The organism is Paenibacillus sp. HW567, assembly GCF_000374185.1.
In the GTDB taxonomy this organism is placed as follows: Bacteria; Bacillota; Bacilli; order Paenibacillales; family Paenibacillaceae; genus Paenibacillus_AQ.
Genome location: NZ_KB910518.1, coordinates 325,915 through 349,921, shown reverse-complemented (window position 1 = coordinate 349,921; position 24,007 = coordinate 325,915). Strand labels below are relative to the sequence as shown.

17 protein-coding genes are annotated in these 24,007 nt (G+C 51.7%); 3 read left to right on the top strand and 14 right to left on the bottom strand.

The window, feature by feature from the left end; all coding sequences use genetic code 11:
* Positions 1 to 123: 123 nt before the first annotated feature.
* Genes B212_RS0101790 through B212_RS0101765 form a run of 6 tightly spaced genes read right to left on the bottom strand, consistent with a single transcriptional unit; the run spans position 124 to position 8,305 of the window.
* A complete protein-coding gene (locus B212_RS0101790) occupies positions 124 to 2,502 on the bottom strand; it encodes a glycoside hydrolase family 95 protein (RefSeq protein ID WP_019908568.1) in 2,379 nt (792 codons plus the stop codon).
* 30 nt (positions 2,503 to 2,532) lie between these two features.
* Positions 2,533 to 3,549 (bottom strand): zinc-binding alcohol dehydrogenase family protein, encoded by a 1,017-nt coding sequence (locus B212_RS0101785; RefSeq protein WP_019908567.1) that lies wholly within the window; start codon positions 3,547 to 3,549, stop codon positions 2,533 to 2,535.
* Positions 3,550 to 3,568: 19 nt separating this feature from the next.
* Positions 3,569 to 4,510, bottom strand: coding sequence for an aldo/keto reductase (locus tag B212_RS0101780; protein ID WP_019908566.1), 942 nt, complete (start codon positions 4,508 to 4,510; stop codon positions 3,569 to 3,571).
* Positions 4,510 to 6,003 (bottom strand): UxaA family hydrolase, encoded by a 1,494-nt coding sequence (locus tag B212_RS0101775; RefSeq protein WP_019908565.1) that lies wholly within the window; start codon positions 6,001 to 6,003, stop codon positions 4,510 to 4,512. Before B212_RS0101775 ends, B212_RS0101780 begins: the two co-directional genes overlap by 1 nt.
* On the bottom strand, positions 6,000 to 7,478 hold the full coding sequence (locus B212_RS0101770; protein ID WP_019908563.1) for a tagaturonate reductase: 1,479 nt from the start codon (positions 7,476 to 7,478) through the stop codon (positions 6,000 to 6,002). Before B212_RS0101770 ends, B212_RS0101775 begins: the two co-directional genes overlap by 4 nt.
* Positions 7,475 to 8,305 carry an amidohydrolase family protein gene (locus B212_RS0101765; protein ID WP_019908562.1) on the bottom strand — a complete coding sequence of 277 codons (831 nt, stop codon included), beginning with the start codon at positions 8,303 to 8,305 and terminating at the stop codon, positions 7,475 to 7,477. Before B212_RS0101765 ends, B212_RS0101770 begins: the two co-directional genes overlap by 4 nt.
* 167 nt (positions 8,306 to 8,472) lie before the next feature.
* On the opposite strand from B212_RS0101765, the gene B212_RS0101760 reads away from it, so the two are divergent.
* Positions 8,473 to 9,345, top strand: coding sequence for an AraC family transcriptional regulator (locus B212_RS0101760; protein ID WP_019908561.1), 873 nt, complete (start codon positions 8,473 to 8,475; stop codon positions 9,343 to 9,345).
* Positions 9,346 to 9,430: 85 nt separating this feature from the next.
* On the opposite strand, the gene B212_RS0101755 is transcribed toward B212_RS0101760, so the two are convergent.
* The 4 genes from B212_RS0101755 to B212_RS0101740 all read right to left on the bottom strand — a co-directional run bounded on the left by B212_RS0101755 (position 9,431) and on the right by B212_RS0101740 (position 16,701).
* A complete protein-coding gene (locus B212_RS0101755) occupies positions 9,431 to 11,380 on the bottom strand; it encodes a glycoside hydrolase family 2 protein (protein ID WP_019908560.1) in 1,950 nt (649 codons plus the stop codon).
* 42 nt (positions 11,381 to 11,422) lie between these two features.
* Entirely contained in the window at positions 11,423 to 14,806 is a 3,384-nt protein-coding gene (locus tag B212_RS0101750; RefSeq protein ID WP_019908559.1) for a DUF5107 domain-containing protein, read from the bottom strand.
* A gap of 92 nt (positions 14,807 to 14,898) precedes the next feature.
* Positions 14,899 to 15,843, bottom strand: a complete 945-nt coding sequence (locus tag B212_RS0101745; RefSeq protein ID WP_019908558.1) for a hypothetical protein — start codon at positions 15,841 to 15,843, stop codon at positions 14,899 to 14,901.
* Positions 15,844 to 15,858: 15 nt separating this feature from the next.
* Positions 15,859 to 16,701, bottom strand: a complete 843-nt coding sequence (locus tag B212_RS0101740; RefSeq protein WP_019908556.1) for a helix-turn-helix domain-containing protein — start codon at positions 16,699 to 16,701, stop codon at positions 15,859 to 15,861.
* 119 nt (positions 16,702 to 16,820) lie between these two features.
* On the opposite strand from B212_RS0101740, the gene B212_RS0101735 reads away from it, so the two are divergent.
* Positions 16,821 to 19,136, top strand: coding sequence for a beta-galactosidase (locus B212_RS0101735; protein WP_028530546.1), 2,316 nt, complete (start codon positions 16,821 to 16,823; stop codon positions 19,134 to 19,136).
* Between the two features lie 77 nt (positions 19,137 to 19,213).
* On the opposite strand, the gene B212_RS0101730 is transcribed toward B212_RS0101735, so the two are convergent.
* The 3 genes from B212_RS0101730 to B212_RS0101720 form a co-directional block, all read right to left on the bottom strand.
* Positions 19,214 to 19,987 (bottom strand): alpha/beta fold hydrolase, encoded by a 774-nt coding sequence (locus B212_RS0101730; RefSeq protein ID WP_051128151.1) that lies wholly within the window; start codon positions 19,985 to 19,987, stop codon positions 19,214 to 19,216.
* 182 nt (positions 19,988 to 20,169) lie between these two features.
* Entirely contained in the window at positions 20,170 to 20,964 is a 795-nt protein-coding gene (locus tag B212_RS0101725) for a TrmH family RNA methyltransferase (RefSeq protein WP_019908553.1), read from the bottom strand.
* A gap of 26 nt (positions 20,965 to 20,990) precedes the next feature.
* Positions 20,991 to 21,653: a potassium channel family protein gene (locus B212_RS0101720; protein ID WP_019908552.1), complete on the bottom strand. Its 663-nt coding sequence runs from the start codon at positions 21,651 to 21,653 to the stop codon at positions 20,991 to 20,993.
* A 137-nt stretch (positions 21,654 to 21,790) separates the two neighbouring features.
* Between B212_RS0101720 and B212_RS0101715 the strand changes: the two genes are divergently transcribed.
* Entirely contained in the window at positions 21,791 to 22,027 is a 237-nt protein-coding gene (locus B212_RS0101715) for a small acid-soluble spore protein SspI (protein ID WP_019908551.1), read from the top strand.
* A 173-nt stretch (positions 22,028 to 22,200) separates the two neighbouring features.
* Here the strand turns inward: B212_RS0101715 and B212_RS0101710 are convergent, their stop codons facing one another.
* The gene (locus tag B212_RS0101710; RefSeq protein ID WP_019908550.1) at positions 22,201 to 23,787 is read right to left on the bottom strand and encodes a peptide chain release factor 3; all 1,587 of its coding nucleotides are present in this window, start codon (positions 23,785 to 23,787) and stop codon (positions 22,201 to 22,203) included.
* Positions 23,788 to 24,007: the final 220 nt, after the last annotated feature.

Sequence of the window (24,007 nt, the reverse complement as noted above, 5' to 3'; positions counted from 1 at the left end):
ATTGCTAAATCCCACCCCGGAAATCAAAAAGCAACTCATCCGAAGACAAGTTGCTTTCACAACGCTGTATTATTATCGGATACCAATTTTTGTGATCATCATCTTGTGTATAGCCGCAATCACTTATTCTGTAAAAGACAGCACATACTTCTCTCCGGCTGTTACCGGGAATTTAATCAGGCCGTCTGAGGGCTCCACCTGCTTCTTCGCTCCCTCTCCCCCGACCCATACCGGCGAGTCGGCAAGGACGGAGCATACTCCGCCAAGATTAGCAACAATCTCCGCTTCCGCCGTCCGGCCATCCTTCCAGTTCAGGCTGACTTCAAAGCCGCCGCGGGCCCTCAATCCCTTGACCGAGCCCTCCTGCCAGCGTGCGGGCAATGCAGGCAGAAATTCAAGATACCCCTCGTGGGATTGCAGCAGCATTTCCGCGATTCCCGCCGTTGCTGCAAAGTTGCCGTCGATTTGAAACGGAGGATGCGCATCAAATAGATTCGGATATACTCCGCCTTTTTCATGTTTGGCCGGTTCGTTCGGCTTCACCAGATTCAAGAGATTTGAGATCAGCCGCTCTGCCCGGTCGCCATCCTTGAACCTCGCCCATAGACCGATTTTCCAGCCCAGGCTCCAGCCTGTTCCCCCGTCACCACGAATTTCAAGCGATTTTCTCGCCGCCTGAAATAGCTGGGGGGCCGATTGCCCGGTAATTAGCCGTCCGGGGTACACGCCCACCAGATGGGAGACATGGCGGTGATGGACATCCTCATCTTCAAAATCTACCGACCATTCCTGAAGCCGGCCCTGGGCCCCGATTTGCAGAGGCAGCAGTCTATCTTTGGCTCCCTTGAGGCTTTGAGCGAAATCTTCATCAATCTTCAGCAGCTCCGCTGACCGGATACAATTCTCAAACAGCTCCGCGATCAGAGATAAATCCATGGTTGCGGCTGCGCTGACGGCGGCATAACGCCCTTCTTGAGTCTTGAACAAATGCTCAGGGGAGGTGGAGGGAGAGGTTATGAGATAACCGTCCTTATTCTCAATCAGCCAGTCCATACAGAACAGTGCCGACTCCTTCATCACCGGATAAGCCGTATCCCGCAAATAGGTCTCATCCCCGCTGAACGCATAGTGCTCCCAAAGATGCTGAGTCAGCCATATCCCACCCATGGTCCAGAATGCCCACACCGGATCGCCATCGCCAAAATCCCCTACGGGAGCGGTCTGGGCCCACAGATCGGCATTGTGGTGGGCAACCCAGCCTCTTGCCCCATAATTGATCTCTGCGGTCTTCCTGCCGTTAACGGCAAGTCTGCCGATATAATCAATGAGCGGCTCATGCATTTCCGCCATGTTGCAGATTTCCGCCGGCCAATAGTTCATTTCCGCATTGATATTAAGCGTATAATTACTGCTCCACGGCGCACGTGTATCCTGATTCCATATTCCCTGAAGATTAGCCGGCTGGGTTCCCGGACGGGAGCTTGCGATCAGCAGGTAGCGGCCGTAATGGAACAGCAGCTCCACCAGGCCGGGATCGCTGCTCCCGTATTCGGCAATCCGCTGGTCGGTCGCCATATCAGCGGGTGCCAAGCTTTCACCTAGTTGCAAATCGACTCTGTCAAATAACCGGCGGTGATCCTCCAGATGGCGTTGCCGGATTTCGGCATACCCCTTCCCGCTTAACGAGTGAATCACCTCAGCGGTCAATGGTCCCGGACTACGCTCCGCATGTATTGCACCCATGCCGGGGTCAAACGTCGTCGCTGCACTGAAGTAGAGCGTCGCTTCAGTCGCTGCAGTGACATGGAGGCCGTCTGCATCGGCCTTAAAGGCGCCGCCTTTCTGAATAGCCGCCAACCGGCCATGAAAGCGCAAGCTTTTGGATGTCTCGGGATCGCCATACCTTACCGGATCTTCTACATCGTAATAATTGGGAGCGACATATTCAGGCGCTGTACCGGATAGCGTAAAATGATCTCCGTCCACCCTTGTCGTGTACCTGATCGGACTATCCAGGGTTGCCCGGAAGCTTAGCCCTCCCTCCTTGCTCGCCGACAGCCTGACGATTACTGCCTGATCCGGGTATGACGCGAATATTTCACGGGTGTATCGAACGCCTCCAATGGTATAAGTGACCGTTACGATACCTGTAGACAGATCCAGCTTCCGGCTGTAATCCCCGCTGCTTAACTGGCCGTGATCCATCCAGATTTGCAAATTACCGAATGGCAGGTAGGATTGCGTATACGGGCCCATCATCTGCTTGCATAACTGATCCGCTGCCTCGTACTTTTGCTCTGCAATGAGTTCTCTTACCTTTGGCAGAACTTCCTTGGCTCCAGGATTATTCCAATCCCGCGGATACCCGGACCACAAGGTGTCTTCATTCAAGGCGAGACGTTCATGCTCAATACCGCCGAAGATCATTGCGCCGAGCCTGCCATTTCCGACAGGCAGCGCTTCTACCCAATGCACCGCAGGAGAGCTAAATTGAATATTCATCTAAGGGTGGCCTCCATTATTTTGAATATACTAGAGTTCAACAATTGCTTTGATTACTTTGGATTCTGGCTTCAGCCAGCCATCGAATTTGGATATCATATCCTCAAAGGAGCTGCGGTGCGAGATATACAGGTCCATATCCGCGTATCCGGCACTTATTGCCTTCAGGACATAATCAAAATCCTCCTTGGTTGCATTGCGGCTTCCCATAAGGGTCATTTCACGGCTATGAAAATCCGGATCATTAAAAGTAATATCACTCTTTACCAGTCCAACATACACTAGCGTTCCGCCGTGAGCGACATATCCAAACGCCCCGGTCATGGAGCCTGCGTTCCCGGTCGCATCAATGACAACCGGTGCCAGATTGCCGTTCGTCAGCTTGGAAAGCTGCTCTTCGGGGGACACAAGGGCATTAACGGTATGCTCAACTTTAGCCCATGTCTGACAAAACTTCAGACGCTCCTCATTCACATCCATTGCAATGACAGAAGCACCGGCAAAACGGGCCAAAGCCATAACGCCCAGACCGATCGGTCCAGCTCCAATAACGAGTACGGTGTCCCCTGGGCGGATTCCTGAGCGGCGTATGGCATGCGCCCCAATCGCAAGCGGTTCAAGCATCGCGGACTGGTCCAGGGTAAGGCCTTCTGTTTTGAGCAAATGTTGGGCAGGTATAACTACTCGTTCCCTCATGCCTCCGTCAATATGCACGCCGAAAACCTTCATATTTTTGCAGCAATTCGTTTTACCGCTCAAGCAGGCCGGGCACTCTCCGCAATGCATATATGGGATAATGCTTACTTGATCACCTGCACGGAGCCCAGCCTCATTCGCGCCAATGCTTTCAATAATACCGGCCAGCTCATGCCCAAGCACGCGGGGATAGCTGAAGAACGGCTGATTTCCCTGATAGGCGTGCAAGTCCGTACCGCAAATACCGATGCGATGAATCCGGACAACCGCTTCACCTTCTGCTCTTACCGGTTCTGTAAGATCCTCATGATAAGCAAATCTTCCAATCTCTTCACATACAATTCCTCTCATGATCCCTGCATCTCCTTGTCTATTCGAATAAGCCGTTATATTCGGGACGTCCGCTTGCCCAGGTTAGATTATGGACCGGAGCAAGAATTTCGAGCACAACGCGAAGCAGCTCTTCATCCAATGGCTCATCCGACCAGGCTGCATTCTTCGTGATGTTATCCGGGCTGGCGGTACTTACCAGGGTGGTCGGGATACGTTCATCCCTGGTAGCGTACTGGACTGCCAGCCTCGCAATATCTACTCCCTGATCTGCGCAATATTCTGCGGCTTGTCTGCAGGCAATCTTTAATTCCTGCGGTGCCGGATGCCAAGCGGCCGGTTCACGCGTACTCAAGAGGCCCATGGACAGTGGGGAAGCATTCACAAGTCCAATGCCTTGGCTGTTAAGCAAAGGCAGAAGATTTAACAAAGACGTATCATTTAAGGAATAATGGCAATACGAGAGAATAGCATCCACTTCAATCTGCGGCAAAAGCTTCTCAAAAAGCGGCAGCGGCAGTCCGCTTATACCGCTATACCGGATTTTCCCTTGTTCTTTCAGCTTCTGCATCGCAGGCACGGCTTCTTCCAGAATGATCTCTGCCGGCACAAATTCGATGTCATGAAGGAACAGCACATCCAGATAGTCGGTATGAAGACGTGATAGGCTTTCGTCTACACTGCTAAAAATACGTTTGGCACTGAAATCAAACGTGTCCTCTCCATACCTTCCTGCTTTCGAAGACAAGAGAAACCTGTCGCGCGGAATTTCCAATAAGGCTTGACCAAGCACAGTCTCCGCCTTGGTAAGTCCATAATAAGGTGAAACATCAATGTAATTAATGCCGGCATCAATGGCGGCATGGACGGTTCGGATGCTATCCTTATCATCGGTCTGCCGGAATACGGACCCCAGAGAAGATGCGCCAAAGCTGAGTGCCGAGACTTCAAGCCCCGTGTTGCCCAATTTTCGATACTTCATTATAAAGTCACCCCATCCTTAAATATGGCGATTTCTTTAAAGCCATTCACTTCGTTAAGCGTCCGGCTGTCGCCGGAAGCGATGCGGATGATCTGCTCCCACAGCTCATCCGTCAATCCGCTCATCGTCTTGCCTTCAAGAAGCTGGCCTGCATTGTAATCAATCCAGTTCCGTTTTCGGGCTGCAAGCTCGCTGTTCGAAGAGATTTTTACCGTCGGCACCGGTCCGCCAAAAGGTGTGCCCCGCCCGGTTGTAAACAGCACCAGATGTGCTCCTGCTGCCGACAATGCTGTCACGGACACCAGGTCGTTGCCCGGAGCTTCAAGCAAATTAAGACCCGTTTCCGTTACGCGCTTACCGTAGCTGACCACATCACTGACAATGGCATGGCCGCCCTTTTGAGTGCAGCCCAGTGATTTTTCTTCCAGCGTGCTTATCCCTCCAGCCTTATTCCCCGGCGATGGATTCTCATAAATCTCCTGGTTATGGCGGATGAAATATTGTTTGAAATCATTGATAAGCGATACAATCTGTCCAAAAACCGCTTCGTCCTTTGCCCGGTTCATAAAGATGGTTTCCGCTCCGAACATTTCGGGAACCTCAGTTAGAATAGCCGTTCCGCCATGTGCAGTAACGCGATCCGCGATAGAGCCTGCCAGCGGGTTAGCCGTAATGCCGGACAGACCGTCGGACCCTCCGCATTTTAGTCCAATCTTCAGCCTGGATACCGGCACGGATTCCCGTTTGAAGACCGCAGCATAATCCGCAAGCTCTTCGATTAGAGCCATTCCGGTTTCCAGCTCATCCTCCTCATCCTGTGAGAGCATAAACCGGATACGGCCCGGATCGACAGCCCCGATGGCTTGACGGAAGTCATTGATTTGATTATTTTCGCAGCCCAAGCCTACAACGAGCACCCCTGCGGCATTCGGATGATTGACGAGCGAAGCCAGAAGCTGTGCCGTATGAACCAAGTCATCGCCAAGCTGAGAGCAGCCGTAAGGATGGGCGAAATGATAGACACCGTCTACCCGGTCCCGAAACTTCTCTGCGCCTCTCCGGGCCAGAATTTCACAGGTTTTATTAATGCATCCCACTGTGTTGATGATCCAGATTTCGTTGCGGATACCCACCTCGCCGTTTGAGCGCACATATCCTTGGAACACACCCGAACCGGTGGGGGCAGCTTGAAATTCTACCGGCTTCGGCTCATAACGGTAATCCAGTATCCCGGAAAGTCCTGTACGCAAATTATGCGTGTGCACCCAGACTCCCGGCTCCAGATCAGCCTTTGCTTTCCCAATGGAGTACCCGAACTTCAAGATATCTTCACCCTCTGATACAGGAACGGTCAGAATCTTATGTCCTTTGGCAACATCCTCTTGAATAACGATTTCTGCGCCTTCTTCAACTTCCAGTCTTTCTCCGGCTTGAAAAGAGCGCAATGCGATCACCACTTGATCCCTTTGCGACAGCCGTACCCAATCGCTCATGCCGTATTCATCCTTTCCCAAGTAGTCAGCCAGGCCGTCACGTTATCGGCGAGACAGGCCCATTCCGCGAGCGATTGGCCCCAGAATAATTCCTCAGCCAGCAGAACATTTACGGTCTGGCTTAATGCTTCTCCTGCTGCCGATGCGCAGCTCCAGATCTCAGCCATTCGTTCAAGCTGCGCCGCATTATCGCTGACGGTATAGCTCTGCCCGTTAAAAGCCGTTCCGGTGAATGTCCCGTCCGGCTCACGGTTTACTTTGTAATAACGCAACAACCCGGCAAGTCCCAGCATCAATTGTTCAGGCACAGCCCGCCCCTGCTCTTCATACCAGGCCAGTGAAGGAAGCAGCCGTATTCTGAACTTGCTCAGCGAATTCATGGCGATAGCAGACAGCCGATGGACAATGTGCGGGTTCGCGAAGCGGTCCCGAACCTCTGCCGCGTAGGCCTCCATTTCTTCTGCGGGATAGGGAAGCGCCGGAATAATCTCTCTACCCGCCAGCAGCCGAAGGCGTTCTCCCAGTTCTTCATGCTCCAGCAGCTCACGCACATGACCTACACCGTACAACAGTCCAAGCGGAGCCATCCAGGTATGCATGCCGTTCAGTATTCTCACCTTCCGCTGCTGAAAAGGAACAAGATCGTTCGTCCAATGCACATTAAGTCCCGCTTCATGAAAAGGAAGCAGCTTGCCAAGCTCCGGTTCCGCTTCAATCGCCCAGAGATGATACGGCTCTGCCGTACACAGCATGCGGTCCCGGTATCCCCATTCTTCGAACCAGGCCTCCGCTTGGGCTTCTTCCGGGTACCCTGTAACAATTCGGTCAACCAGTGAATTCAGAAAACGGTTGTGGCGGATGACCCATTCCTTGAATTCAGCCGAAAATCCCCAATCGTCGGCATATTTAAGCACAGCATCGCGCAAGGCTTCTCCATTACGCTCCAGCAGCTCACAGGGAAGAAAGATCAGTCCATGACTGCTTGAATCCGGGTAAGCCGTGTATCTTAAATACAGCAGATAGGCTATTTTGCCCGGGAACGAAAGAATCGGACCTGAGCCTAGCGGTTCCGGCAGATAGCTTAGTCCCGCTTCCGTCGTGTTGGACACAACAACCCGGAGCCCGGGGCTAACGGCCAATCTCTTGAATTCTTCCCACTCCGTATAGGGATCGAATACCTTCGAGAACACGGAAATGATCTCTGTCCTGCTGACAGGGACTCCTGCTTCCAAACCGCGTGTCACCAGCGTGTACAAGCCATCCTGGGAAGCCAGTCTGGCAATACTGTCTTGTCCTGAAGGACGGGGCTGCATCACGGCGATACTCCCCGGGAATAGATTCCGCCTGATGCATTCGTTCATCATCCAGTCAAAAAAACCGCGCAAAAAGTTCCCTTCGCCAATCTGCAGGACAGTTACCGGCAGCGTTCGTATCTGTTCCAACCCTTCCGGGTGAACCGTATTCAGGCTGCTCATAGTTGATAGAACTCCTTTGCATTCAGGCCGAATAGACGCGCTTGTTCCTGCTCCCCCCAGCTATCCGGTAAAGAACGAAGTAAAATCTCGACAACCTCCCCGTATTCAGCAGCCAGCAGGCATACAGGCCAGTCGCTGCCAAACATAACTCTATCCGGGCCAAACAGCTCCAGCACCCGGCTTATATAAGGGGTAAAATCCTCAAGCTTCCATGTCTGTGCATCGGCTTCAGTCACCATACCGGACAGCTTGCAATAGATATTAGGAAAACGTGATATTTCTTCCATATAAGAAAACCACGGCTCGATCTCCGCTTGTTTAATGGAAGGTTTGGCAATATGGTCGATAACGGCATGCAGCTCTGGAAGCTGCCGCAGCATCGGAAGCACGAACTCCAACTGGCCTGATACCACCAGCAGATCAACAGGAACCTTCTCCGCCGCATAACCGCGAAGCGCCTCCAGAAAGTCCGGTTCCAGAATACGGGACGCATCCGGCATATCTTGAATCATTAGCCGAAAACCGGCGAATTTGGGGTTCCGGCGGTAGATTTCATACTGCAGGCGGTGCCCGGGATCAAATAAATCCAGCCATCCCACAACCCCTAATACGGATGAATGACGATCTGCGATAGACAGGATAAATTCCGTCTCTTCTGCGGTAGGCGCAGCCTGAACCAGAATACTTCCATCCAGCTCATGCCGTTGTAATACCGCTTCCAAATCGTCCGGCATAAAATCGCGATACAGCACTGGAAGCGCCGGTGTGATCCAGCCATAATCCCCCCGGGAAATCTTCCAATAATGCTGATGGGAGTCAATTCTCACGTTATCACATCCTTTAAGTAGTCTCTCTGCTGAAAAGTAAAGGTTTCTTTTTTAAAAGAATATATCAAAATTAAAGTTATTGTAATGTCTGTTTCTTGCATGTTTATAACAATATTTGATATTATACACTCATCTTTTATCCGTTATTAAAAAGAGGGACCTTGCAAATGAAGCCGATTCGCAAACCATTTTACGGTGACCCTTTGTTTCCGTATGAGCTGGTCTATCAAACGGCCAAGAATCAGGATAACGAGCTCCCGGATCACATCCATGACCGGTATGAGCTTGTCTATATTCATCAGGGAAACGGTATTTTTTTCATTGATAACACCTGGTATGAACAGCAGCCTGGAGATTTGTTTGTAATTCCGGGCAATACCATTCATCATTCCCTGCCTGATTATCACAATCCCATCGTTTCTTCCGCTATATTTTTTGCGCCTGCTTTGGTTTCCAGAACCACTTTGGATGACTCCTATTCCCACCTGTTATGCTTCGAAATCGCAAGGCAGCAATCATCATACAAGTTCACCTTGCCCGAAAATCTGAAACTACGGACAGAGGAGACGCTGGCCCTGATGTCAGAAGAGCTGAATACCCGCAGCATCGGCTACCGGGAATCGCTGTTAATCAGCCTGAATCAACTGCTGTTACGCTATAACCGGCACCTTATGGTAAACATCCATACTCACCCCAAAAGCCCGCGGATCGCTCCCTCCTGGATGATGAATGCTCTGAGAAAAATTGACGAGCACCCGGAACGCGAATGCAGTCTGGCGTCTTTAGCCGCCGATGCCAATGTCTCAGCGCCTCATTTTTCCCGTCTGTTCAAGAAGCTGACCTCGATGAATATCACCAGTTATATCAATGCCAAGCGTATTATTAAGGCAAAAGAGCTGCTGCTGGAGACGGAGGATAATGTGAGTCTCATCTCCGAGATATGCGGCTTTGATACACCAACGCATTTTTACCGGGTATTTAAAGCACTGACGGGGACAACTCCCAATATGTATCGGAACAACAAAAACAGCTTTGAGTAACTAAAAAAAACCCTCCGATCAACAGCGTAAAGAAGCCATCTGTATAGATGACTTCTTTACGCATGATACAAAGGGGTTGCTTCGATCAGTCCAATTGCCGTTCCAGCACACTGAAGCCGGCAGGACGTTGAATGGACAACGTTTGGTTATGAGCAGCACCCGACGGTAACGGGATATGCATGGTCTTGATATCTCCGGGATATAAATCGGGTATTACCAGCTTGCTTGCCCGGCCATCCGCAGGGGAGACAGTTAGAGTATAACCTTTAACAGCATAGCAAGGAATATCGGCCCGGCATTTCAGAGTCACCTCAAGCCCGCCGTCCTTCCATACCGGCTCCCCGGCCAGCATAAGCGGTGACGAAAGCTCGCGCAAGGCGGCAAACGATGGCTTCGTCCGGTTGTAAATATCAAGCGAGCCATGAATCCTTTGCCTCATTCTGCCCTCTCCGTCCTCCCCCATTTGAGTACGGTAATCGTTCAGGCTGAAAAATATTAATGCTGCAAATTGAGGATAACGGCGGTATATTTCTGTTTTGTCCAGAAGAATGTTAATTCTTCTGGCATCGCCGCCTTCATATGCAGGTTCACACAGACCATATTCAGCGACAACCATCGGCCTAGCCGGATGGTCAGCAATAATCTGCCGGATCACTTCATTTTCATCCAAATCCCCATGCCAGGTTCCGATATAATCGTTCCACATCAGCATATCTCCGGCACCTGTCGCGTCCTTGGCCGGCTGAAGCTGAAGCGTGTTGCTCACATAATTGACGAGCCGGGTAGAGTCTAGCTGCACAATCTCCTGTTTGAGCCGCTCCATGTAACGCAGGGTCACTTCGGATTGGCCATCCAGCTCATTTCCCATTCCCCAGGCAAAAATACACGGATGGTGAGAATGATCCATGATCATCTCCCTGGCTTGAGCCATCGCCAGCATGAATGTGTCATTGTCCGGCTCTGCCGGCTGCTGCCAATGCGGAATTTCCTCCTGCACCAATAGGCCGTTACGGTCACACCAGTCCAGCAGATCATTGCCTTGCTGCCAGTGGAATCGCGTGATTACACAGTTTGCCTCTTTTAGCCTTTCCAGCATGGCGGTCAGGTCCTCTATTCGCTCTGCCATCCCAACATCAGGATGAGAGCCGGGCATCCACTCCACACCCATCAGACGGACCGGTTCACGGTTCAGCCAAAGCTCATGGCCCTTCACCACAATCTCACGGAAGCCAAAGGTGCGGAGAACACGATCCTGAACCTTGTCTCCCTTGCGCAGAACAACCTCAAGCTGATATAAATGAGGTTGGTCAAAATGCCACAGATCGACTTCAGGCAGCTCGATATCAGCAACTCCCCATGCCGGGACTCCAGCCTGCACTTCTTGGGTCCCTTGCCAAATCCGGGCTTCGTTCCGGTAAACGGCGATGTCTGCACTGACGGTCTCGCCCGGTTCACACAGCTTAATGTGGGCGGATAGTTTGCCACCTGCGCTGTTGCCATTATCAGCAAAGATAACCTTAGGCTCCACCCGGACCTGTTCCACGGCTGTACGGCCCGTTACGATAAGGGTTAACGGCCGTATCAGGCCGCCGTCATCCGCCCAGTCAAAGCTGCCCCCTTTAGGCAATGCCGCATCACTGTTCGCATTGTCTACTTTAATTACAATCCGGTTCCCGGCAGCAATGAGAATATGCGGGGTAAGATCGACTTCAAACGGGGTATAGCCCGAATTGTAATGGCTGCCTGCTTGGACGCCATTCACCCATATGTCCTTGTCGCGGTAAACCGCTTCAAACCGGATTCGTATCCGGCAGCCGGTCCATTCCTCAGGAATATTTAATATTTGCTCGTACCATCCTGCCCCGCGGTATTCCTCAAGACCTTCCTGAACATTCCAGGTATGCGGAACAGATACAGCGGCCGGAGAAGGCAAGCCGTTAGCCGGCCATCCTTCCCGTTCTCCTTGGTTCAGAGGATCAGGCTGGAAGCTCCAGCCCTCCTCCAGTCTTACTGCGTAGCGCCCTTCTGTGATCAAGATATCCGCAACCTTCCGCCTATATATTGTAATCGCATCAAGTCAGTTCGTTTCTGTGCTGCATAACCGGTGGTGGATAATCGCTCCTTGATGATTCGGCTCCATTTCCAGGGCGGTCTCCAGCTCTGCTGCCGCTTCTTTGACAAGGCCAAGCCCGAGCAGCCCGAGTCCCCGCATATACCGGCAATGAATGACATTGCGGCGGTCCAGATCATCCTCAAACACCAGGAAATCCGGAAGAGACACTGCAAAATAATCAATTTTGATCTCATCAAAAATATGCTTCTCTGCAAAATCAATCAATTTATTAAAGCGGCGTTTCGCTTCCTTTTCATTGTAGAGCTTCAACCAGGCGAGCCCTTGATAGAAAATCATTTCCGGCGGCTGATCATTATAGAACATTGCGCTTGCAGGCTCCTCCAGACCCTGTGAAGCTGCCGTGTAGCTCTCCAAAGCTTCCTTCTCCAGCTTCAGACCTTCGTATGCCACACCCAGATAATAATAAATATTGTTCTCCTGGGCACCCTCCAGTTTGCCTTCACCCAGGTTGAGCGGATATACCAGCGCTTGCTGGAAATGGGCGACAGCTTCCCTGTAGCGGCCTTGCTGAATGCACGTTTTTCCAAGCTCGGTATGAGCCAGTTTGTACTGTCCGGTTACCTTGCCTTCCCCGCCTTCCCAAGGATGGAAATTCCGTGAGCTTAATGCTTCAATGGCTTCCTCGTACCGGTCAAGATTATTCAATAAGGTGACATATTCCACAAAAAGATCATCCCGCTGCTCAACCTGGCTGCGCTTGGATTCAAGAATGCCGAGACGCTCCCGGGACATCCAAGCGAGCTTCTTGCGGAGCTGATCCAGTTCGAACAGAATCCGCACATCCTCTGGCGAGCAGGCATACGCTTGCTCCAGCGAAACCAATGCCGCCTGCGGGTTGCTCTGCTTATTGAAATAGGCAAGCCCCAGGTTGCGGTGAACCGTGGCGAAATCTCCCCGAAGCTCGCGGGAACGCTCCCAGCATGCAATAGCCTCTTCCGGACGTTTTTTATCATAATAAAAGTTGCCAAGGTAATAGTACGCCCGGTCATCTTCGGGACTGGCTTTTACGGTGCTTTCCAGCAGATCAAGCTCGAACAAGGTATTAGGGAAGCAATACGCAGGATCAGCCACTTGGCCGGCACGGCGCTGATCTTCCGCTTGCTCAGGCTGACCCGCTAGTGCATACAGCTCACCCAGTGCATAATGCAGCATCGGATACACGGAGTTTCCGCCCTGAACCGCTCTTTTACCTACTACAATAGCCTCTTCCAGAAGACCGCAGCTCATATAGTCGGAGATCAGATTCAGATAATTGTGCGCGTCATTTCGCATCAGGAGATTCAGTCCGTGCAGAACCTCTTGTGCAGCCGCAGTCTCTTCCAAGGCTCCGAGTGCCAGCGCCTGCTCGTTATATGCACCGAAGTCAGCGATATCGAGTTCAGATGTTTCAAGCGCAAATGCCTTTGCCTGATCAAGAAGCCCCAGCTTGCGCAGCATAGCCGCCTTAAGATTACGGGCCTTATAATTGCGTGAATTGCGGATCAGCGAGCGTTCCACCAGATCAAGCGCTTCAGCATATTCCCCCTTCTGACTGGCAATCTGCGCCAGAGAGAAGTAGCCTGCATCCTGCCAGGCAGAGGACCAGACCGCTTTGTGGAAAGCCGTATAAGCCTCCTCCAAGCGATTCTGACCCCGCAGCGCCACACCTAGCTGGTAATACGCTTCACTGTCATACGGGTTGGGATTTCTCCAGGTCAGACGTTCAATGGCTGTTCGGAAATACTGTTCGCTCTCAGTATACAATCCCCGGCGGAGCAGCAGAGTTCCATAAGCCACATTCAGCCGGATATCCCCTCTGTCCCGCTTTAGACCTTCCAAGTAATAGGCCTCAGGTTCAAACGTGGCGTGCCGGTATTGCTCCAGATGCAGTCCCGCCAGATACAGTTCTTCGGTCGAGCGCAGCTCATGCGGCTCTGCGAGCGGCTTCGCGGCATCAGGGACTCTCTCAATATCAGGACGTTTCGGTTGATACGATATTAACAATCTGCCATCCGCAGCTCTGACGGACAGCTTCAAATCAAACTCCTGCTCACCCGCATCCAGAGGGACGACCGCCTTGAAAGGGTCTTTTGGAGACAATGGAACAATTTTCTGTAGATATTGACGGCTTGCCCCCTTCAGCTCCACCGTTGCCTGCTCCAGCAGAGAGGTAGCGTACACCTGGATAACGGCTTGACCCGCTGCGGCATCCACCTCCAGATTAACCGCCGCTTCAATCGAAGCATTCTTCACCACACCGATGTTTTTGTATGGCATGAAATATTGGGTGAAGGTCTTTTCCTCATAGGGCTGCAGCCATGTAAAGTCGGGCTGGTTGTCTGTGTATACGCCGGTCATAAGTTCAATATATGGGCCGTCCTCATCCGTCAATTGACGATCCCACGCCTGTCCAAACTCCCCGCATCCCCAAGTCCATTGCTTTTTACCCGGCGAGATATGGTGATTTGCCACATGCAGCAGTCCTGCCTGGACTCCGTGATCATACCCGCCGACGAAATTATAATCCGATTTATAGGCCATATATGAGGTCGGAACCGGAATGTTTTTATAGCGGGAAATGTCCACCCCTTCAGAATAATCCTGCTTGTAATAGGTTCCGGTAGCGATAGGGAAGCGGGAGACATCTCTCTTGCCATGATCAAATACAGCGGTCACGTCAGGAGGAAACACGGATTGGGTGTGATCATTGACCGCTACTGCCGGATTAGCCCACCAGAGGAAGGTCTGCGGCTCCGGGGTCCGGTTATACAATTGGGCGTTAATCTCAAGATAAGCCTTCCCGGGATACAGCTTGAATGCAGCGGTAACCTTGGTGCCGTACATCCGGTCAATTTCACTCACCCATACTGTAGCGCTTCCATCCCCGGCCTGCTCATACCGGTATTCCACCGGACCAAACGTGTTCGGACGATGATGCTGCGGCCAGTTGAACTCAATGCCTCCGGAAATCCACGGTCCTGCCAGGCCCACCAGCGCTGGCTTGATCACCCGGTTATAGTAGACAAAATCATAGTTATTGGTCTTATCCAGTGCCCGGTAGATTCTTCCGCCGATCTCCGGCATAATCTCAATCCGCACATATTCGTTCTCCAGAATAACCAGCTTGTAGTTCTTATCAGTCTTCACGTCCGAGATGCTCTCGATTACCGGGTGAGGATACACGCGTCCCGAGCTTCCTTGATATACTCTCTTCTCCAGAAACATAGGATTGGGGTCAGCCGCCCCCGCCTCATACGTAGGAATCAGCACATTCGTTTCCCATACCTGCACATTACCGGATGCCATCTGATTAGCCTCCGGCTTGTGATTTATTGTTTCTTTAGTCATGTCTGCATTCGCCTCCCTTGCCTTGATAGTTATACTGTATCCTCTGGCGAAGGAGGTTCCAATTGACGAAATACGGGAAGTGATGGATTATATTAAGATTTTGAAAAGGATTCATGCAAGCCAAGCTGGCCCAACGAAATTTCCAGTTCCCAGTTATATTCCGCCCCAGGCGGCAGCTCTACAGCGGTCCTGTTTGCTACGGTCCGTTCCAGAGAATCGTAGTAACCGATGGCTGGCTCAAGTGCGACAATGGATTTTTTATTAAAAAGGCCTTTATCTATCCATATCCCCAAGTAGGGCACCTTCCCGCTTGCGGTGGTCAGGATTACATAATTTCGGGAATGCTCGCCCATAAGCCCCGACCATCCTTCGGTTACCGGATACGGGTAATAGAATTTCAGGCCGGTTCTATCCGTTACGTCATCCACTATCCAGCGGTTTGGCACGGTGAATCCCGGGCCGCCGCCCCCTTCAGCTCCTCCATATACACAGAGCAGATTGCTCATGCCGCCAGGAAGCAGTATGCGCGTCGGTTCAGTGACCCTGAACTGCGGATGGGCTACCCACATGAACGGGAATGGAAGGCTGCCCCTGTTCTCTACCCTATAAGAAAACTTCACTGTGTTTGTATTGACGAATTCAGTCTGCCTAGTCAGCTTATACGGCAATTGTCTGCCTGCGACTGAACATACGATTCTCCCCTCCTCAATCCGAAGGTCCCAGGGCAGAGACCATACTTCGCCGTGATCAGGCAGATTTATCGCTCCATGCTCCCCTGTCCGGCAAGCATCAATCGTAGGAAAACACTCGTCCCATCCGCACATCCCTCCATTGGCAAAAGAGTCCCCGTATTGTACCTGATTCAACTGAGGTTCTGTGGAATCCGCAAGCCATTCTTTTCCTGACGGCTTATAAATGAGTGATACCAGCTTGGCTCCAAGCTGAGGCACTATTTCAATACGGACCTTTCCGGTTTCGAGGACAACTGAAGACAAGCTTTTATACCGGGAGTTATAAATATTCATATCATCTCTCATTCAAGCACGTTCCTTTCAAGTTACCTGATTTTTCCGTTTTCTGTACCCGGACGGCGTCTCCCCAAAGGCCTCCCGAAACTTGCGGGTAAAATGTATGGAGCAATCATAGCCTACGTCAGAAGCAATTTCCGCTACCTGTCGGGTCGTTCCTGACAGCAGTTGAGCCGCCCTCTCCAGCCGGAATTTACAAACCGTATTTAAGATCGTATCTCCTACCTGCTCCTTGAACAGATGTGACAACCGCGACGGAGAGAGACAGCTTCGCTTGGCAAGCTCGGGAATGCTGATCTTCGCCGCCGGGAACTGCTGCAAATGCTGCAGAATCTCCGCGACCCGCGGGTCCATAGAGGAGTGGTATTCCGTGTTGCAGTGAAGCTGAAGGTGAATAAGCGCTTCTTCCAGCGCCAGCTCGGACAGCTTGCGGTGCAGCTCGGATCTTCCTGCCGGAAGATCATTCAGGGCCATACGCACCAGCCCGTCCTCAACATTACTGCGCAGCTCGCCGGCCGGAAGATGCTTATAAGCAAAAAGCTCAGACATTAGCGGCAGCTTAAGCCATGTCAGCCACTGCGGATCAGGAATAAAATGGACCCAGATAAATTCCCATCTGCTCCCCCTCGTCCCGTAATGATGAGGCATCCCCGGCAGGAGCACTGCCAGATCTCCCGGGCCGCACGTGACAGTTCCCTCTGGCCTCTGGATTTCACCTTCACCCGAAAGCGTATACATTAACAGCCAATCGACACTGCCCGAAGGCCGATGGATAGAATAACCCGGCTCCTCAGCATAGTGGCCAGCGATAAGAATGCCATAAGGCCGCTCACCATGAATAGCATAATCGGTTTGTTTATTAGCCATTTCCTCACTACCCCGCATTCTGAAATAATGCATAAATTAAAAGAGAATCAGCAATTATGAATATCCGATCTCAGTAGAATTGATCGCAAACAACATATCACAGGGAGGACAGACAATCAATGACTGTTATATCAAAACTCTTACTTACAGGTGAGGTTAGCTTGGACATCCAGCCCGGCAAAATGGGTGCTAACAGCGGAGGCAACTCTAAGGGCGAATCCTTTGGCTTCACCAACTACTACATGACCAAGAACGGTGAGCCTTTTATTCCGGTTGTAGGTGAATTCCACTTCTCGCGTTTTTCTTATTTGCATTGGGAAGAAGAGCTGCTCAAAATGAAGGCCGGCGGTGTTCATATTGTAGCGACCTATATTTTCTGGAATTTCCATGAGGAGGAGGAGGGCGTTTTTGACTGGAGCGGCAACCGCAATCTAAGGCACTTCATCGACCTGTGCGCAAAACATGATTATCCGCTCATTTTGCGGATTGGCCCGTTCTGTCACGGGGAAGTCCGCAATGGCGGAATTCCGGACTGGGTGTTCGCCAAGCCGATTGAAATCCGTTCAAATGATCCCGGTTACTTGGTACTCGCTAGAAGACTGTACCGGGAGATAGCCATGCAGATGAAAGGAAGCCTGTTCCAGGAAGGCGGTCCTGTCATCGCGGTTCAATTGGAGAATGAGTTCATGCACTGCGGAGCGCCCAATGATGCCTGGGGCTATAAAGCGGGGAAATTCCTTAGCTCCGGCACAGGAGGCAATCTTCACCTTGCGGAGCTTCGGAGGATCGCAGAAGATGCAGGTATCCGCCCTTTGTTCTTCACCGTTACCGCCTGGGGCGGCGCGGCCATTCCGGAAGAAGGCTTTCTTCCTATGCTGGCCGGCTATGCCTACACTTCATGGATTCCGAATCAGCCGCCAAGCGGAGAATTTCTATACAGGGATCTGCGGATTCTGCCGGCTGAGCCTGTGAATTTTGACGCCCGTGATTATCCCGTCGCTTATTGCGAGATGGCTGGAGGGATGCAGGTCAGCTATAATGCCCGTCCTTCAGTTCCTGCCGATAGTATAGAGGCAATGACCTTGGTGAAGCTCGCCAGCGGCAGCAATCTGCTTGGTTATTACATGTATCATGGCGGTTCAAATCCGGTTGGTAAAAGAAGCTTCCTGAACGAACAGTATCTTCCCAAAATAACCTATGACTATCAATCTCCGCTTGGTGAATTCGGCAGAGTCGGCGAATCCTATCATCGAATCCGCTCTCTCTCCCTGTTCCTTGAGTCATTTGGCAGCGTGCTGGCACCTATGGCCACTGTGCTTCCAGCGGGACAATCTGAGCTGAAGCCGGAAGATACAGAAACACTGCGCTGGAGTGTCCGGCACAAGGAGGGCTCAGGGTTTATATTTCTGAACAACTTCCAGGACCAGGTGGACATGCCTGACCGGCCATTCCGCATTGAGCTTGAGACCGCACAGGGTGTGGTGTCTGTTCCAAAATCCGGTGAAGCTATCCTTCCGGGCGGTGCAGGAGTCGTGCTTCCGTTTCAGTTGAATCTTCATGGTGTTTCACTGATCAGCGCAACTGCCCAGTTGCTCACGGAAGTGCAGCAAGCGGATGAGCATGTGGTCGTCTTCTATGCACATACCGGACTGGAACCGGAATACGTGCTGCTGAAATCCAGCATTTCACACATGAATCCGGGAGACAGCACAGTTACGGATCACGAAGAGATGGTGGTCATTCAGCCAGCCGTTGGCAAAGAGCATCACATCCTCATCAACACAGCCGGGGGTCAAAAAGTACGTCTGCTGACACTTACCCGCAAAGAAGCCTTAAATACTTATCGTTTCGACTTATGGGGGCAGAAGACGCTGGTTATATCAGAAAGCTCGATGGTCGTGCACAATCACCGGCTGATCTGTACCTCCCCGGGTCAGAGCCGTATCTCGGTTTCCTTGTACCCCGCGCCTGAGGCAGGGCTACTGACAGATTCGGGAGAGCTGAAGCTTGCCGGCGAAGAAGGCTTATTCCGCACCTTCGAGATCAGCCTTCCCGATTGTCAAGCGCAAATGAGCATTATCAAGCCTTCGGACAAATCCGCACTTCTGCAATTTTCCGGAGATTGGCCGTCCTATGTAGAAAATGTGTGGCTGGAGGTCGATTACGACGGTGATGTGGCTGAAGCCTACTTGAACAATCAGTTGCTGACGGACCACATTCATTTTGGAAAGACCTGGTCTATCGGACTAAAAGACTTTGCCAATCAGCTTGAGCATGCAGATCTGCATCTGCAAATTACTCCTCTGCGGCAAGGAACCGTCCATACCTTTATCAATCAGGCACAAGTGGAACGATTTGAAGGCATTGAAATTGCGGTGTTTCACCGTATCGAGGCTATTCCGCACTACCAGGTCAAGTTAACACCCGCTCGTTAAGATGAGCTGTTGAATACAACAAGGGCTGTCTCATTCGCAGAAAACTCTGCCTGTGAGTCAGCCCTGCTTGTGGCAGATCATTGAGGCATCGTCTGCAACATGTTCATGATCTCCTCAATTACAATTTCCGGCTCATCGTGATGAATATAATGTCCGCTGTTACTAGCGATTCTCAGACTGCTGGCGGTTGATAAACGCTGGAATTCTGATTGCAGCTTTTGTTCAATTTTCAGAATTTCCAATCCAGGCCATTCCCCCTCATCCCCATCCGGCAAACCTCTGGTTATGATGGAGAGAGGAATGTCGGTTTGACAGGAATGATCAACGATTTGCTTATAGCTCGTAACCTTATCTATCTTTTCAAGGTTCAACATAGGATTTAGGTAATATTCTCTATTCTCCCCGGCGAGCTTCACCGGCAATACCCTATCATACGCAAGTTCCTTATATTCTGGAGCCGCGTCAACCAGAACCATTCCGGAAATATATTGAGGATAAAGGCTTGAATATAACCGGGCCACTAATCCGCCGAATGAATGCCCCACCAAAATATAGGGCGGCTCTATCTTAAGCGCCTGTATAAGTCCAGAAAGCTCCTCCACCAAATCCATGCACGTCCTCGGAACAGATGTTTCTTCGCTCCTCCCCACGCCAGCCCTGTCATAAGAAAGGGTTGACGTTAACAACGATATACGGTCCTGAACCGCACTCCATATTTCACAACTATCGCCTAACCCAGCTATGAAGATTACGCCCGGAGTACCCTTCTGCGAATATTTGCTATATAATCTGCGGTTATTTCGAGTGTAGAAACTCTCTTGATAATTCACTTTAAATCCAGAATCATTCATTTTCTTCCCATCCCCAGAGATCATATGATCAGATATCAATAATTTCAAAAAAAGTCCTGATATATCAAGGGTTTCTTGATTATCAGGACTGAGTTTGCTGTGACAAAAATCATTCCAAATCTGTGCCAAACTACGTTCCAAACGGTGACAAAGTGAATTACAACTCACAAGCGATTCCGGTGCTACACAGCCGCCCCACGCTGCCGCATCCCCTCGAACAGCAGGATTGTTGCCGCCATCGCTGCGTTTAGCGATTCGGCGCGGCCGGCCATCGGGATGATGATGCTCTTGTCGACGAGGGCGGCGGTTTGCGGCGAGATGCCCTGGCCTTCGCTGCCGATCAGCAGCCACTGGCTGCCGTGAAAATCATGGGTGTAGCAGGAATCCACTCCCGTCAGTGAAGTGCTGACCAGCAGGGCGCCGCGCTTCCGTGCCTGCGGCAGAATAACGCTCAAGTCTCCCTCCACTACCGGGAGATGGAACATCGAGCCCATCGTGGAACGGATGGTCTTGGGATTATACAGATCGGCGCAGCCTTGGCCGAGGATCACTCCGTCCGCGCCCGCGGCATCTGCGCTGCGGATGATGGTCCCCACGTTGCCGGGGTCCTGAACCCCGTCCAGCACGATAACCCAGCTATCCTGCTTGTCCAGGATGGCTTCCAAGCCCATCTGCTCCTTGCGCACAATGGCAAATACCGGCTGCGGCGTTCCCGTGCTGCTGCATTTGGCAATAACCGCTGCCGAGACACCGATTACTTCCAGGCCCTGCACGGACTGAAGATGAGGCTTCAGCTCAGCGGGCATGCCTTTGTCAAGATCATAAGCCAGGCATTCCACATCGGCTTCGGCCAGCAGCGCCTCCTGCACCAGGTGAATGCCTTCCACAATATATTTACGGGCTTTGTCGCGGTGCTTTTTCTCCTGCAGCCCGGCCCATTCCTTTACCCGCGTATTGTGCGGAGACATAATTTCCATGTGGTCCTACCTTTCTGTTGTCACGCTTATTGATACGCCGTCTCCAGCTTCGCCAGATTATCCTTCCGGCCAACGATAACGAGTACGTCCCCTTCAACGAGACGATCCTCCGCTCTGGGGGAAATGTTCATTTCCTCACCCTGGCGGATCGCCATAACATTGCAGCCAAATTTGGCGCGGATGTTGAGCTCCAGCAGGTTTTTGCCCAGCATGGCCCCGGAGACCTTCATATCGAGGATGCTGTAGTCCGGTGACAGCTCGATATAGTCTAGAATATTAGGCGAGGCCAAATGATGCGCCACCCGCAAGCCCATATCCCGTTCAGGATAGATCACCTTGTCCGCACCGATCTTGCTGAGCACCTTGCCGTGCAGCTCGCTTTTGGCTTTGACCAGAATCGCCCGCACGCCCAGATCCTTCAGAATCAGTGTCGTCAAAATGCTGGCCTGAATGTCCTCGCCAATCGCCACAACCACCACATCAAAATTGCGGATGCCCAGCGCGCGCAGCGCCTCTTCATCCGTGGAATCCGCAGATACGGCATGGGTTACAATTCCCGAGATTTCCTGTGTGCGCTGCTCATCGGCATCAATGGCCAGCACATCATATCCCATGCCGCTGAGCGCTTTGGCAACACTGGAGCCGAACCGCCCCATTCCGATAATGGCATATTGTTTTTTTGCAGCCATGCCCGTTCCTCCCGCTCACAATTTGCATCTCACACAGTATAGCATAAGCATACCCAAACTTGAATTTTCATCGCAGCCGCAGGGCATATTAGGACAAGCGGTTCAGCGAAACCACACAACTATGAGGAGGAACACTAATGCCGGTTACCATTGATTTACGCCAGGCGATTATCCATAAAGTGCACGGACAGTCTGAAGCCGATTTGCGGGAGATGATAGAAGGCTCTGTAGATGGACCGGAAGCAGCGCTTCCCGGGCTTGGCGCTGTTTTTGAAATGATGTGGAAGGACCTCGATCACGCGAAGCAGGATGCCCTGGTCTCCATGCTGCACAAGCACCTGGAGCAAATCACGCCAGGGTCCATCACCTCCTAGCAGAAGCCAATGAGCCAAAAACCTCCGCCATCCACGCTGCAACTGCATACGTGAAGGCGGAGGTTTTTTAGCAGACAGATAGCTTCCTTATACAAAGACAGGCGCGGGCCGCCCTACTTAATCAGCACCTTATTCAGCTCACACAGCCGTCTCTCATTTTACACTCCCATTACTCAAGGAGCGGTCTCCAGGAATTTGGCTGTAGGGTTCTTCTCCATAGCGGTGCGCATCGCATACTCATTCTCGAACAGCACAACATAGTTGCCCTTCTTGTCTGTGACGAGCGTGGAGTTGATGCGGAACTTGCTTGGGTCCGGTTTGTCTTCGTCTACAATCCAGCGTGCGAACTGATAGCTCATCCGCTGTAGCTGGACATCCACACCATATTCGCCCTTCATGCGGTATTCGAATACTTCGAACTGCAATTGTCCGACTACGCCCAGCAGAATATCGTCGAAGTTGACCGTGCGGAACACTTGAATCATGCCTTCCTCGGTTAACTGGTCGATCCCTTTCTGGAACTGCTTCGATTTCAGCGCGTTCTTAATGCTTACTTTGGAGAAAATCTCCGGCGAGAACGTCGGCAGCTCATCGAACTCGATATCCCCGGCTTGACTCAGCGTATCCCCAATCCGAAAAATCCCCGGATCGAACAGCCCGATAATATCTCCCGGAAAAGCCTCCTCGACGATGTCGCGGTCCTGGGCCAGAAATTGCTGCGGCTGGGACAGCTTGATCTCCTTGCCCGCACGTACATGCTTCACGCTCATTCCGCGCTCGAACTTGCCGGATACGATTCGCAGGAAGGCAATCCGGTCACGGTGGGCCGGGTTCATATTCGCCTGGATTTTGAACACATAGCCGGTAAACTTCTCATTCGTCGGCTCGACAGAGCCTTCGGTACTGCGGCGCGGCTCCGGCTTCGGTGCCAGGTCCAGGAAGTTGTCCAGGAAGGTCTGCACGCCGAAATTATTGATCGCACTGCCGAAGAACACCGGTGTCAGCTCTCCGCGCAGCACTTTGTCATAGTCAAAAGCGTCCCCAGCCACATCGAGCAGCTCCAGGTCCTGGCATAACTGATCATGCAGGTATTCTCCGGCCATCTCGCGGATGATCGGATCGCGGTAGCTTTCTACCTTTTGCACCTTAATTACAGAGTGGTCGTCGCCCTGGAACAGCTCCACCTGGTTCTTCATCCGGTCGTATACGCCACACAGCTCCCGTCCGCTGCCGATTGGCCAGTTCATGGGTACGGATCGGATGCCCAGCACATTCTCCAGCTCTTCCATCAGATCGAACGGGCTTTGGCCCTCGCGGTCCAGCTTGTTGATGAATGTGAAGATCGGAATTCCGCGTTTGGCGCAGACCTGGAACAGCTTGATCGTCTGTGCTTCCACACCTTTGGCCACGTCAATCAGCATGACTGCGCTATCCGCGGCCGTTAAGGTGCGGTAGGTGTCCTCACTGAAGTCCTGGTGACCCGGAGTATCCAGAATGTTCACCCGATGATCCATGTAGTCGAACTGCATGACAGAGGAGGTTACGGAGATTCCGCGCTGCTTCTCAATTTCCATCCAGTCACTTGTCGCATGCTTGCTTGCTTTGCGGGCCTTAACCGAACCCGCCAATCGGATTGCGCCGCCGAACAGCAGCAGCTTCTCCGTTAGTGTTGTTTTACCCGCATCCGGGTGGGAAATGATCGCAAACGTTCTGCGTTTGTCCACTTCCTGTTGCAGCTTCTGATCCGGTGCCTTATTCATTGCACATATCCCTTCATATATAAATTCATGCTTCTGCCTCAATTACCGGGTATCCATCAAATCGGTGCTCTGCTCATTCGTACAAACCCCTTCATTGGTGAATTCGTAGTTCCGTAATGACTCTTAAGTCTCAATTCCGCTTCTTAGTGAAAGCATCCTTTTCAGTATAACAAAATCGGGCAAGGATTATCTACATAAAAGGCGGCGAGAGCAGAAACTT

Bases quoted from the DNA above. Each gene is read 5' to 3' on its own strand.
- B212_RS0101790 (WP_019908568.1), bottom strand. From the start codon at position 2,502: ATGAATATTCAATTTAGCTCTCCTGCGGTGCATTGGGTAGAAGCGCTG.
- B212_RS0101785 (WP_019908567.1), bottom strand. From the start codon at position 3,549: ATGAGAGGAATTGTATGTGAAGAGATTGGAAGATTTGCTTATCATGAG.
- B212_RS0101780 (WP_019908566.1), bottom strand. From the start codon at position 4,510: ATGAAGTATCGAAAATTGGGCAACACGGGGCTTGAAGTCTCGGCACTC.
- B212_RS0101775 (WP_019908565.1), bottom strand. From the start codon at position 6,003: ATGAGCGATTGGGTACGGCTGTCGCAAAGGGATCAAGTGGTGATCGCA.
- B212_RS0101770 (WP_019908563.1), bottom strand. From the start codon at position 7,478: ATGAGCAGCCTGAATACGGTTCACCCGGAAGGGTTGGAACAGATACGA.
- B212_RS0101760 (WP_019908561.1), top strand. From the start codon at position 8,473: ATGAAGCCGATTCGCAAACCATTTTACGGTGACCCTTTGTTTCCGTAT.
- B212_RS0101750 (WP_019908559.1), bottom strand. From the start codon at position 14,806: ATGACTAAAGAAACAATAAATCACAAGCCGGAGGCTAATCAGATGGCA.
- B212_RS0101745 (WP_019908558.1), bottom strand. From the start codon at position 15,843: ATGAGAGATGATATGAATATTTATAACTCCCGGTATAAAAGCTTGTCT.
- B212_RS0101740 (WP_019908556.1), bottom strand. From the start codon at position 16,701: ATGGCTAATAAACAAACCGATTATGCTATTCATGGTGAGCGGCCTTAT.
- B212_RS0101735 (WP_028530546.1), top strand. From the start codon at position 16,821: ATGACTGTTATATCAAAACTCTTACTTACAGGTGAGGTTAGCTTGGAC.
- B212_RS0101730 (WP_051128151.1), bottom strand. From the start codon at position 19,987: ATGAATGATTCTGGATTTAAAGTGAATTATCAAGAGAGTTTCTACACT.
- B212_RS0101725 (WP_019908553.1), bottom strand. From the start codon at position 20,964: ATGGAAATTATGTCTCCGCACAATACGCGGGTAAAGGAATGGGCCGGG.
- B212_RS0101720 (WP_019908552.1), bottom strand. From the start codon at position 21,653: ATGGCTGCAAAAAAACAATATGCCATTATCGGAATGGGGCGGTTCGGC.
- B212_RS0101715 (WP_019908551.1), top strand. From the start codon at position 21,791: ATGCCGGTTACCATTGATTTACGCCAGGCGATTATCCATAAAGTGCAC.
- B212_RS0101710 (WP_019908550.1), bottom strand. From the start codon at position 23,787: ATGAATAAGGCACCGGATCAGAAGCTGCAACAGGAAGTGGACAAACGC.